The organism is Methylocystis sp. (assembly GCF_051061225.1).
Lineage (GTDB): Bacteria > Pseudomonadota > Alphaproteobacteria > Rhizobiales > Beijerinckiaceae > Methylocystis.
The window spans coordinates 1-11,370 of the sequence record NZ_JBPFEB010000002.1; the positions used below are offsets into that span (position 1 = coordinate 1).

An 11,370-nucleotide genomic window follows, 5' to 3' on the forward strand; every position below is an offset into this window, starting at 1 on the left:
GCGCCTCCTCGAACCAGCCGAACTGCCTCTTGCTTGAACTCAAGCGTGTATTGCCCCCGAAATGAGTCTTTCATACCAACCTCCAAAGCCAGATCTTATCCGATCAGCCTTGGGAGACGTTCTTCGAGGGCAAGGTCACTCGCCAAAACTGCGGAAAATCGTCGCCGTGCGGCGCAGTAAATCGGGATCAAGGCTCGCGGGGTTGGCCCGGATTTTTCCGGCCATGTTGCGATAGACGAGGATGGCGCGGCGGATGACGCCATGCTCGCGCATGAGGTCTTCGACCGCGCCCACCTCCTTTTCCTCGCCTCCGCTTTTCTTCTCGGCAGCGTGGACGATTGCAGACGCGGTCCCGACGAGCAGGAGGCTCGCGCCAGCCGCGACGACCAGACGGCGGCGGGCATTGTCAGATTCGATCACGGGCGTCTCCTATTAGACTTGTGGCTTTCGGGTGGCTTATCGTCTTCGAACAGCTCACCGAACAACTCCCGCACCTTTTGTTTGGCGGCGACGAGCGCCCTGCGTCCGGCGGGCGTCGCCCGGTAGACGCGGCGCGCGGTGCTGCCAAGTCTCGTCTCTGACGAGGCGAGGTAGCCCTTCTCTTCGAGCCCATGCAGGACCGGATAAAGTGTGCCGGGGCTGATTTTATAGCCGTGACGCCCTAGTTCCTCCATCATGGCGAGGCCATAGATCGACTCTTTCGCCGCATGGTGAAGAACATGGAGCCGGATCAACCCGGCGTAGAGATACTTGTCCTGCATCGGCCGCAATCTACGTATCCCGTTATCGGGATACGATAACGTTAGCGCTATGCTGGCCCGCGTCAATCCTTTTCAAAGGGCAAAACCCTAAAGGAGGAGCGCTCCGTAACGATACGTGCAATCTCTTCGAGGACTCGCCATGGCTTCCACGACCGCCCGGCAAATCTTTTCGGGGCTCTCTCGCAACACATTCCTTTTGGCGCTCGCCAGCTTGTTCGCCGACATTTCGACGGAGATGCTCTATCCCATTCTGCCGGTCTTTTTGACGCAGACGCTGCATGCGACCGGCAGCGTCGTCGGCCTGGTCGAGGGCTTCGCCCAAGCCGCCCAAAACGTCGTCCAAGGCTTCTCCGGCGCGCTATCGGACAAGCTGCAAAGAAGAAAGCCGATTGCCCTCCTTGGCTACTTCATGGCCGCGCTCGGCAAGCCCCTGATGGGCATCGCTACGGTGTGGCCAGCCGCATTTGGCGCGCGCTTCCTCGACCGACTGGGTTCCGGCATTCGCTCGGCGCCGCGCGACGCGCTGATCGCGTCTTCGGTGGATGATGAGAACCGAGGCAGGGCCTTTGGCCTCGAAGGCATCGGCGATAATGCGGGGGCATTTTTGGGGCCGATCCTGGCCGCCTTTCTCCTCTATTCCCTGCATGTTGATATGCGCATGATTTTCTATGTGGCGCTGATCCCCGGGCTTCTCGCTTTTCTTATGGTGCTCCTGGTGACGGAGGGGCCCGCCGCCACGGCCGCCAAATCGAAAATCGACGCCAGCATCTGGCGATTCCCCAAGAGCTACTGGACCTATCTGCTGGTGACAGCCTTGTTCAATCTGGGCAATTCCAGCAACTCCTTTCTCATTCTGCGCACGCAGGATTTTGGGGTGTCTCTCGAAGCCACAATCCTTATCTATGCCGGGTTCAATCTGATCGCTGCGCTGATTTCCTATCCAGCCGGGGCTCTTTCGGACCGCTTTGGCAGGAAGAATGTCCTGCTCGCCTCTTTCATCGTTTTTGGAGTCGCTTACCTTGGGTTCGCATTGGCGACCAACATTTTGATGGTCGCGGGTTTGTTCGTTTTCTATGGGCTTTATGAGGGCGTCTTCCGCTCCGTGGGCAAGGCGTTCGCGTCCGACTTCGTGCCCGAGCATCTGCGGGCCGGAGGCATTGGCTGGTTCAGCACCACTGTAGGCCTGCTGCAACTTATCGCCAGCCTAGTCGCTGGGTTCCTTTGGGACAAAGTGGGGCATGCCGCTGTGTTCTATTATGGGGTTGCCTCCGCCGTACTCGGCAGCCTCGCGCTGCTTTTGCTGATTCCAGCGCGGCTATTCCCGCGCGAAGCGGGAAAGCTGTGAGCCCTACTTGCGTGAAAAGCAACGCCAGCATCACGATTATGACGGTCTCCGCCTAGAAATGAGATCGGCATGGCGATCTACAGCTACGGCACAGGGTATGGATACGGGTATATGAGTATGGTTATCCCAATCATCTCCATTATCACGCCGACTATTACGATAGCCAGGACCATGCATGCCTCCTTTGCTACCAAACCCGATTTTCAGGCGCGCCCCTCAAGAAGGCCTCAATGTTTTTGACCGTGGTTTCCGGGATGCGTCCGATCGCTTCTCGGGTATTAAAAGCGCTATGAGGGGTAACGACAACATTAGGCATCCTTAGGAGGACATGGTCAGCAGCCAAATTTCGAAGATCATGTCGATCGCAGTAAATTGAGCAGATCAACTCCGCCCCCTCGCGAATCATCGGCTCATCAGGCATAACGTCAAGACCGGCGGCGGCGATCTTCCCATCGCGTAGTGCTCGTTCCGATGTGGCTGGGACTGGGTCAAGATGTCCGCCTGCTTCAGCACGTCATCAAATGATAGATAGCTAAACCCCATGGCCTCGGAATGCTGCGGATCGGGGTGAACATTGAAGGCAACAATCCTCATCTCAAACCCACGCGCAATTCGAACGACATGACGGCCTATGCTTCGATGCCAATGACGCCTAACGTCTTTCCAGCTAAGTCAATTCCTTCCAAGCCAACGGGAGAAATCTCACCGTTTCGCGCACGATCGACGGCTTCCCGCAAGCGATGACTGATCGCGAGGAGCAAGGCAAAAACATGCTCCGCGACCGTGTTTTCCCCGTAGCTCGGCACGTTGCAAACCAGGATGCCGTGTTCCCGACAAAAGCCCGTGTCAATGTGGTCATAGCCGGTAGATCTGGTGGCGACACCTTCGGCAAGTTCTGCAACACCTCTGCGTCAAGCTCAGAGTAAACAAAAGGGCATAAAATCTGGGCGTCACGGAATTGCTCAGCATTCTCAATTCGCAGCGGTTGCTGATCAACACAACCTCATTCTCCGGCTCAAGCGACCTCAAAACGCCTGCCTCGTAAGGTTGGACTTCAAACGCTACGATCTTTTGCATACCCCAGCGACCCATCCCTAAGCCTAGCTTGGAAAAAGCTAGGATCACGCCAATTCCCCGAGCGCCGGCGCCTGGCAGACCCATACAATGTAGCGGCGGCAAGATGAGCTGTGAGAGACACCCATGCTTCCGTCCGCCTCGCGGCTAGCTTTGGTTTCAATTTTTGGATGGGCGCTTACTTAAGAGCCATATGGGGTACGATAGCGCTGATTAAGGAAGGAGCGTTCCTCCTAGCGCAACTCGGCTCCCTAGGTGCTCAAGAGGCGGCAATGGAAGAGACCTACTCGGCCTCTGCGGAACGCATCATGGTCCCGGCTCCCCATGGTGGCGTAAACCGAGGCGATTTGCTTCTGATCGAGAAGCTCTGTGGTGTAGCGGTAAGTGCAGCCGAACCAGGTGAAGAAGTCGAGATTATGGTCGAAGGCTGCTTCGATTTCCCAAAGGCTGCCTGCGCCTTTGCCCTTGGCGCCCCAGTCTATTGGAATGTGGCGGCGAAGAGGGTCACCGCGGAGCCGAATGGCAACACGCGTATCGGCGTCGCAATCGGAGCTGCGCCCAAAGAGGCGGAAATCGTTCGGGTGAGGCTTGATGGCTTTGTCGCATGATGCGCATGCTTGGCTGTTCCCAGCGGACAGCCCCCCTCCTGGCGCGTTAAACCGCAGATGATAGCCACCCAGCTTGGCGAACGAGCTGAAGAAGCGGCCAGATGAAAAAGAGTTTTCGCGAGGATTACGCATGGCTATGCCCGGTAGGATCGATCCTGCTCGCGAGCCTTATCCTTATCGCCTTCGGCCTCACTTGGTGGGACGCCCTCCTCTTGGTTGGGATGTTGGCCTGTCCGCTCAACTGGCTTTGGCTGTTATTCTTTGGTGACAAACGGCAGAGATCATAAATCGATTTCCTTGAGCGATTTATTCCGCTGGTTTCGTTGTCTCTACGACGCCATGACGCCTCTGGTAAGCAAGGTCTCGTCAAAGAGGAAAACCTTATTCGGATCGGGGTATTCGCCGTGCCCCTTGTCATGGTAAGTGCAGCGGGACAACATATCTCGTATGACGTTAAGGCGAGCGGCTCGCTTATCGTCAGCTTTCACGACAGTCCAGGGCGCAAACACGCTGTGGGTTCTTCTCAGCATCTCGTCACGAGCCTTTGAATAGGCCTCCCAGTGTTCGAGCGCCGTCTCGTCAATCGGGCTAATTTTCCATTGACGCAAGGGGTCGTTTCGACGACGTTCGAGACGCTTCCTCTGTTCATCCTGGCCGATATCGAGGTAATATTTGACAAGCGTGAAGCCGCAGTGGACGAGCATTTGCTCGAACATCGGCACGGTTCGCATAAATTGCTCATACTCGTCGTCGGTGCAGAAGCCCATGACGCGTTCCACTCCCGCGCGATTATACCAGCTGCGATTGAAAATCACGATTTCGCCACTGATCGGCAGATGAGGCGTATACCGCTGGAAATACCAGGCCTTCTCATCTCGGTCCGAAGGCTTGCCGAGCGCGACGATGCGCGATTCGCGCGGGGATAAATGTTCGGTGATTCGTTTTGCAGTTCCGTCCTTGCCGGCCGCGTCCCGTCCTTCAAGTATCACCAACACTTTTTGTTCGCCTTTGATCACATGCTTGTGAAATCTGACGAGCTCCACTTGCACGTTGTGCATCGCCTCGGCGTAGGCTTCGCCTTCCTTTTCTGATTTCTTGCCCATGCTGATCCTCTTATCAATCCAAACGCTGGCAGCCTTCCTTGCAGAGAGCCTGACCAAATCTCGGGCTAGGCGCAGCATGGCCCCAGCGGCACCATCATGCAGACACTTCCAGTCCGCATCGCCTCGCTCCACTCGGCAATCAGCTCCTTATAGGCCCGTCCGACTGCGCGTGGCCTACGATCAAGGTCGTAAAGCCCCAGCGAGTTAACCCGCTTGTTATCTTCCCGGAGCGCGGTGTCCCAGTCTATTTGATCGGTTAGAGAATACCAGGTGAACCCTAGGATCGGGGCCCCACTCCGACGAACATGTAAAACATTTGCCCATTCCTTATAAAGCCACCGAACGGCTTCGTAACCTTTGGGGCCTTCCTCGAAGTTGGTTTCAGTGTGCATGACCGGAATCTGATATCCCAGTAGTATTGACTAGTGATCTCGTTGTAACCGAAGATTTCTCCCGAAAATGACGCTTTTCCGTCCGCTGCTACGTAGTGCTCGTTTGTGCCATAGTAGTCATTGCCCATGATACAATGCCGCTTGAGGTCTTGCCGCATGAAAAAATCATATTCGGCCTCGGTCATGCCATTGTCCATGAGGAACCTGTAAATCTCAGCGCTAACCGAGTGGCCGTAATTTAGATCGAGGGAAAGAAAACCTCCTTTCGTTCAAGAGATGGGCTCTTTGGACCGCCTGCGGGCTGCTCGGGTGAAAATATTCAGAGGATTCGCTTTGAATAAAAATCACGTCGGGCCGCACCGATAGAATGGCTTGCATCGCAAGCACATTGGCTTTGACGAGGTGCTTGATCGCCGTCACAAACGCCTTATCGGTATGAAGCTGTTCGTTCCACCATCCGTAGGCCGCGGAAAAGGTTGCGCAGACGAACATTTCATTGATTGGCGTGAACAACTGGACCCAGGGAAAGCGTTGGACGAGCGCCCTGGCGTAGGTTGCGAAGAGTTCAGGAAAGTCGGGGTTTTGAAAATCGCCGATCCAGTCCGGGACGCCAAAATGGCATAGATCAGCAATAGCGATCGGCCCGAGCTTATTCAGCTCCGCAAAGGCAAGGTCGGCAAACTCCCAGTCAAACCGGTCGGCGCCTAAAAATGTCCTGTAAAGTGGCGGCCCGTAACGCAGCGCCCCTACCCCAAGCTCCCGCGCCAAGGCGAAATCCTCCCGCCAAAGCTCGTAATGCCGGCAGGACGCCATTTCATCGATGCGCTTGCGGCCGTTGTTGACGGTCGGACTACTATTCTCGATTCCGGTGGCGAACAAGAAGTGTGGCACGGGCCGAGTCCATGGAGTCTTGGCCAACGCTTATCTATGAAGCTTTCCGGGGAAAGGAAAGCGAATCTGCTCGACGCGTGCGGGGCTTTGGGCTTCCACTCGCTAGAAATCGGCCGCGCGCAGCCTTGGTAGAAATAGGTGAACATGCGAGGCCCTTGCGCATACCGCAGGCTGAGCTCCTCGAGTTCGAAACCTGCCGCCTTGATCAGCTCGTCAACCTTGCGATCAAGGTGACAGCCTCCCGAGACGCAGGCCACGGGGGCGTTAGCCGCCGCTGCCACCGCTCCACCTGCGGATGGGGCGCAAGGCCATGTTCAACAAACAATAATTTCCCCTGCTGCTTCAGAACCCTTCTGATTTCTCTGAGCGAGGCCAGTGGCTCAGACACCGAGCAAAGCGTCCAGGTCATTACGACGCTGTCCATCACTTTGTCTGTAAATGGTAGGGCCACCGCCGCGCCCTGAATAAAACAAGCTGGAACCCCCGCCTCGCTGGCGCGCTTGCGAGCCATTGAAAGCAATCTTGGCGAGGGGTCTAGGGCAATGACCGTCTCGATGCACCGTCCATATCGTGAGAAGTTCAGACCGGAACCGACGCCGATTTTGAGGACGCGTCCGTAGGCTTGGCCGACGGCTTTCCGACGGTAATCCTCAAGCTGGCCCTAACGCATCGCCAAATCCAACAGCGTGGGCAGCACATTGCGCTCATAGAAATTCATGATTGCCTCGGGCCTCGACTTGCAGCGCGCGTGTCGGAAGCTCGAGACAAGAATTGGGTGCGGCGCGCTCGTTAGGCGCCGCACCTACGAAAATTATTTCTTGCCGCCATTGTAAAGATAAAGGTGGCTTCTCGGGTGCTGGAACTCGGGCAAGTCGAGGAAGGCGCGAATGACATTTAGATGTAGCAGCGCCTCATGTTCGTTTCCGGCTTTGCAGAGGTCCTCGGCCTTTTCAAGATGGATTCGCATCGACGTCACGGCCGCCGTTATGTGCTCGTGACCACCAATCCCTTTTTCCATCGAGCTCGGCTTGCTGCCTGGCTAAAGCTTGAGCGCGGACCAGTCGCTCTTTGTCTTCTCGATCTCCGCGTTACAGTCCGCGACCGCGGACCCGGCGGTGGCGGCGACGATCGCCGCCGCGAAAACGATAGTCCTCATCCCTACATCCCCCTCTTACAAACCTTGTGGTTATTGGTCAGGCTACGCATGGGACCCTAAAACCCGGCGCAGCGGGGACAAGCCCAATAGTCAGGCGCCCAGCCCGCGGTCTTGACACCGCACTTGTTGAGCGGATTGGGCCACCCCTGCAAGGGTTTCGAAGCGTTGATGCTTTACCTGGACGATGGGTTTGAGCGGGCTTTTGCAGTCTCAGGCAGGACAAATTCCCGCTAACATGATTGCTCGCATCCTTAACGCCCGCTTCAGACCCGTTCCGGCGCGCGGACGGCGGCGCGACGCACCTCCGCCCACCATTTCCACAGGACATATATCGCAGGGTAAATCGTCAGCTCCAATATGAAACTCGTGACCACGCCGCCGACCATCGGAGCCGCAATGCGCTTCATGACGTCCGATCCAGCGCCGCCGCCCCACATGATCGGCAATAAGCCCATGAAAATCGCAAGGACCGTCATCATTTTTGGGCGTACGCGCTGGACCGCGCCCTCCATCACCGAGGCTTCGAGATCGGCAAGGTTGTTCATCCGGTCCTCACGTTTCCCGCGTTCATAAGCGACATCCAGATAAAGCAACATCACCATGCCGGTCTCCGCATCGACGCCGGCAAGCGCGATGATTCCGACCCAGACGGCGACGCTGAGGTTGTAGCCCAACGCCCAGAGCAACAGGAACGCGCCAACAAGAGAGAAGGGGACCGCCGACATGACGATCAGCACCCTCGGCAGCGAGCGAGCGTTTAAGTAGAGAAGCACCGCGATCAAAAACAGCGTGATGGGGATGACGTATTTCAGCATCTGCCCGGCGCGTTGCATGCCTCGAACGATCCGCTCCACTCGAGCTGATAACCGGGGGGCAGCTTCACCATCTCGGCGACGGCTTTTTGCGCATCCTCCAAGTAACTGCCCATATCGCGCCCGGCGAAGTCGACGTAAACGTAACCAACGAGTTGCGCCGCTTCGCTTTCGATCAGCGTCGGGCCGTCAACGAACCGGATCTCCGCAAGCTCTTCCAATGGAATTTGGGCGCCGGTGGGCGTTGCCACGAGCACGCGCCGGAGTTTGTTGATGTCATCGCGCAATTCACGCCCATAACGGACGTTGACCGGGAAGCGCTGGCGCCCTTCGATGGTCTGCGTCAAATTCGAGCCGCCGACCGCCGCGACGATGACATCCTGCACGTCCATCACCGAGAGCCCGTATCGCGCAATCGCCGCGCGATTGATGTCGAAATCCAGATAATAACCCTGGCTCACGCGCTCAGCAAAGGCGCTGCGCGTGCCAGGGACTGTGTTAACCGCCACTTCAACTTCCGACAGGATGCGGCCGATTTCGTTCAGCTTTGGTCCATAAACCTTCACGCCAATCGGCGTGCGTATGCCGGTCGAGAGCATGTCGATGCGCGCCTTGATCGGCATGGTCCAGCTGTTGGAAAACCCTGGCATGTTTGACTTCATCGCCGCGTTCATCTCGGCGATCAATTTCTCCGGAGTCATCCCAGCCCGCCATTCTTCTGGCGCTTTCAGATCGATGACCGTTTCGACCATCTCCAGCGGCGCGGGGTCCGTCGCGCTATTCGCGCGGCCCGCCTTGGCGAACACGCTCGCGACTTCCGGGAAACCCATCAGGATCTTGTCTTGCTCCTGGATGGTCTGCTTCATAGTCTGGATCGACGACCCTGGCAGCGTCGCGGGCATGAAGAGAAGCGACTCTTCCCAAAGCGGCGGCATGAATTCGCTGCCCAGGCTGGCGTAAATTGGCGCTATTGAGGCGATCGCCAGGATCGCCAAAGTGACCATTGCGTAGCGGAATTTGAGAGCCAACTGGGCGACCGGGCGATAGAGCCAGATCAGCAGGCGGTTGACCGGATTCGACTCCTCCGGCGGCACGCGACCTCGAATGAGGACGGTCATCAGGAACGGCGTGACCGTGATCGACAGCATCGCCGCAAAAAACATGCTGAACGATTTCGTGTAGGCGAGCGGCTTGAACATTCGCCCTTCCTGATCCTGAAGGGCAAAAGCCGGCAGAAAGCTGACGGTGATGATCAGCAAGGAGAAGAACAGCGACGGTCCAACCTCGCGCCCGGCCGCAATCAAGACTTCAAGACGAGGTAGGCGCTCTGCCGCGGGCTTGGCGTCCTCGCGTTCAATGTGTTTATGCGCATTCTCGATCATGGCAATGGCGGCGTCGACCATCGCGCCGATCGCGATCGCGATGCCGCCAAGGCTCATGATATTGCTTGTGAGCCCAATCCATTGCATCGCCACCAAGGCCATCAACACCGCGAGCGGCAGCGTGATAATGGCGACGAGCGCGCTACGCGCATGAAACAGGAAGACCAGACAAACCAGACTGACGATGACGCTCTCCTCGATCAGCCGATCCCGCAGCGTTTTCACAGAATGGGTGATGAGTTCGGAGCGGTCGTAGGTCATGACAAGCTCAACGCCCTCCGGCAGAGAGGGCTGGACAGTGGTCTTGATGGCCTCCTTGACGCGGTCCAACACACCGTAGACGCTCTCGCCAAAGCGAACGACGACGATCCCGCCAGCGACGTCGCCCATGCCGTTTAGATCGGCCACGCCCCGACGGATGTCGGGGCCAATTTGAACGAAGCCGATGTCACGGACGAGAATTGGCGTCCCGTCAGGCTGCGCCCCAACAGCGATGTTTTCGATGTCAGCCGGCGTTTGGATATAGCCTCTGCCGCGGACCATATATTCGCGGCCGGTGAACTCAAGCACCCGCCCGCCAACCTCCTGGTTGCTCCGACGGACCTGATCAACAACTTTGTTGATTGGGATCTTGTAGGCGAGGAGTTTATCCGGATCGATCGTGACCTGGTATTGTTTCACCAGACCACCAATGGGCGCGACCTCAGCGACGCCTGGAACCGCGCGCAGCTGATATTGGACCTGCCAATCCTGCAGCGTGCGCAGATCGGCGAGCGAGTGTTTGCCAGTTTTATCGATCAGCGCATATTCGAGCGCCCAGCCGACGCCCGTCGCATCGGGTCCAAGCTTTGGCGAAACCCCCTGTGGCAGTTTTCCTGCCATCCCGCTCAGATATTCCAGCACGCGGCTGCGCGCCCAATAGAGGTCGGTGCCGTCTTCAAAAATCACATAGACAAGCGACTCGCCATAAAAGCTGCTCGCGCGGACGGCCTTGACATGCGACGTCGACAGCAGTTGTGTGACAATAGGATAGGTTATCTGATCTTCGATGATATTTGGGCTGCGATCCTCCCATTCGGTCGCAACGATCACCTGCACGTCTGAGACGTCCGGCAAGGCGTCGAGCGGCGTTTTGACGATCGCCCAGAAGCCTGCGCCTAAAATAGCGACGACCAGCAGGAGCACCAGGAAGGCGTTGCGCGCGCTAAACTCTAGCTTCCGGGCGATTATCGGCTGACCTTCAAGGCTTGGCTCGCGGAAGAGGCGTCAGGGACTTAGTGGCCCATTTTCGAGTGATCAGGAGCCGCTGGCGCGGGCGCGCCATCCTTAGGCTGGCTAGGGCGCGTGGACTCAGTCGCGGGCTCGCCGCCCCCATGATGCATGCCAGCCATGCCCCCGCCGCCAGCGCGCAATCTGCTTTCCGAGTCGAGCAGGAAATTGGCCGAAGTGACGACTTGCTCGCCCGCAGTGAGTCCTGCGAGCACCTGAAACTTGCCGTCGAAAGGGAGCGGGCTGATTTTCGCTTCGACCGGAACGAAGCGATCGGAGGAGACCGCCTTGAACGCAATGTCGCGCTCGCCCGTCCGGATGACGGCGGATGTCGGCACGGTTAGCCCCGTCCCCATCGCGTGCGAGATGAAGACATTGGAAAACATGCCGGGTTTGGTGATGCCGTCAGGGTTGTTGAGTTCGACGCGAACCTGAACGTAAGCGCTCAACGTTCCCCGTGTAGCGGATTTGCGCTTTGACGCCGATGATTGGTTGCCCTGGATTCGGGTGATCGACATAGGTCTGAGCATATGTCTGGAGATAGAACGTTTCAGGTTTTGGATGTCAGCCCGGCGCG

At 57.5% G+C, this 11,370-nt stretch carries 9 protein-coding genes and 3 pseudogenes; 2 read left to right on the forward strand and 10 right to left on the reverse strand.

All coding sequences use genetic code 11. From position 1 onward, the window contains the following. Nucleotides 1-135: 135 nt before the first annotated feature. The gene (locus ACR652_RS00020; protein ID WP_434504471.1) at nt 136-420 is read right to left on the reverse strand and encodes a hypothetical protein; all 285 of its coding nucleotides are present in this window, start codon (nt 418-420) and stop codon (nt 136-138) included. Next, a complete protein-coding gene (locus ACR652_RS00025) occupies nt 417-761 on the reverse strand; it encodes a PadR family transcriptional regulator (protein WP_434504472.1) in 345 nt (114 codons plus the stop codon). Before ACR652_RS00025 ends, ACR652_RS00020 begins: the two co-directional genes overlap by 4 nt. 139 nt (nt 762-900) lie before the next feature. Between ACR652_RS00025 and ACR652_RS00030 the strand changes: the two genes are divergently transcribed. Beyond that, entirely contained in the window at nt 901-2,106 is a 1,206-nt protein-coding gene (locus ACR652_RS00030; RefSeq protein ID WP_434504473.1) for an MFS transporter, read from the forward strand. A 187-nt stretch (nt 2,107-2,293) separates the two neighbouring features. Here ACR652_RS00030 and ACR652_RS00035 read toward each other — a convergent pair. Both ACR652_RS00035 and ACR652_RS00040 read right to left on the reverse strand, forming a co-directional pair. Next, nucleotides 2,294-2,739, reverse strand: a pseudogene (locus ACR652_RS00035) (NAD(P)-dependent oxidoreductase). After that, nucleotides 2,736-2,975 (reverse strand): annotated as a pseudogene (locus ACR652_RS00040) (hydroxyacid dehydrogenase); the annotation flags it as partial. The pseudogenes ACR652_RS00035 and ACR652_RS00040, both read right to left, overlap by 4 nt. Before the next feature lie 477 nt (nt 2,976-3,452). Between ACR652_RS00040 and ACR652_RS00045 the strand changes: the two are divergent. Beyond that, the gene (locus ACR652_RS00045; RefSeq protein WP_434504474.1) at nt 3,453-3,788 is read left to right on the forward strand and encodes a DUF2190 family protein; all 336 of its coding nucleotides are present in this window, start codon (nt 3,453-3,455) and stop codon (nt 3,786-3,788) included. A gap of 329 nt (nt 3,789-4,117) precedes the next feature. Here ACR652_RS00045 and ppk2 read toward each other — a convergent pair whose 3' ends face one another. The 6 genes and pseudogenes from ppk2 to ACR652_RS00075 all read right to left on the reverse strand — a co-directional run bounded on the left by ppk2 (nt 4,118) and on the right by ACR652_RS00075 (nt 11,242). Next, nucleotides 4,118-4,891, reverse strand: coding sequence for a polyphosphate kinase 2 (gene ppk2, locus ACR652_RS00050; protein ID WP_434504475.1), 774 nt, complete (start codon nt 4,889-4,891; stop codon nt 4,118-4,120). A 611-nt stretch (nt 4,892-5,502) separates the two neighbouring features. After that, nucleotides 5,503-6,174: a family 1 glycosylhydrolase gene (locus ACR652_RS00055; RefSeq protein WP_434504476.1), complete on the reverse strand. Its 672-nt coding sequence runs from the start codon at nt 6,172-6,174 to the stop codon at nt 5,503-5,505. Between the two features lie 205 nt (nt 6,175-6,379). Next, nucleotides 6,380-6,775 carry a class I SAM-dependent methyltransferase gene (locus ACR652_RS00060; RefSeq protein WP_434504479.1) on the reverse strand — a complete coding sequence of 132 codons (396 nt, stop codon included), beginning with the start codon at nt 6,773-6,775 and terminating at the stop codon, nt 6,380-6,382. Nucleotides 6,776-6,985: 210 nt separating this feature from the next. Beyond that, on the reverse strand, nt 6,986-7,192 hold the full coding sequence (locus ACR652_RS00065; protein WP_434504477.1) for a hypothetical protein: 207 nt from the start codon (nt 7,190-7,192) through the stop codon (nt 6,986-6,988). Between the two features lie 401 nt (nt 7,193-7,593). Beyond that, nucleotides 7,594-10,754, reverse strand: a pseudogene (locus tag ACR652_RS00070) (efflux RND transporter permease subunit). Between the two features lie 44 nt (nt 10,755-10,798). Continuing rightward, the gene (locus ACR652_RS00075) at nt 10,799-11,242 is read right to left on the reverse strand and encodes an efflux RND transporter periplasmic adaptor subunit (protein ID WP_434504478.1); all 444 of its coding nucleotides are present in this window, start codon (nt 11,240-11,242) and stop codon (nt 10,799-10,801) included. Between the last annotated feature and the right edge of the window lie 128 nt (nt 11,243-11,370).

Bases quoted from the DNA above. Each gene is read 5' to 3' on its own strand.
- ACR652_RS00045 (WP_434504474.1), top strand. From the start codon at position 3,453: ATGGAAGAGACCTACTCGGCCTCTGCGGAACGCATCATGGTCCCGGCT.
- ACR652_RS00025 (WP_434504472.1), bottom strand. From the start codon at position 761: ATGCAGGACAAGTATCTCTACGCCGGGTTGATCCGGCTCCATGTTCTT.
- ppk2 (WP_434504475.1), bottom strand. From the start codon at position 4,891: ATGGGCAAGAAATCAGAAAAGGAAGGCGAAGCCTACGCCGAGGCGATG.
- ACR652_RS00065 (WP_434504477.1), bottom strand. From the start codon at position 7,192: ATGGAAAAAGGGATTGGTGGTCACGAGCACATAACGGCGGCCGTGACG.
- ACR652_RS00030 (WP_434504473.1), top strand. From the start codon at position 901: ATGGCTTCCACGACCGCCCGGCAAATCTTTTCGGGGCTCTCTCGCAAC.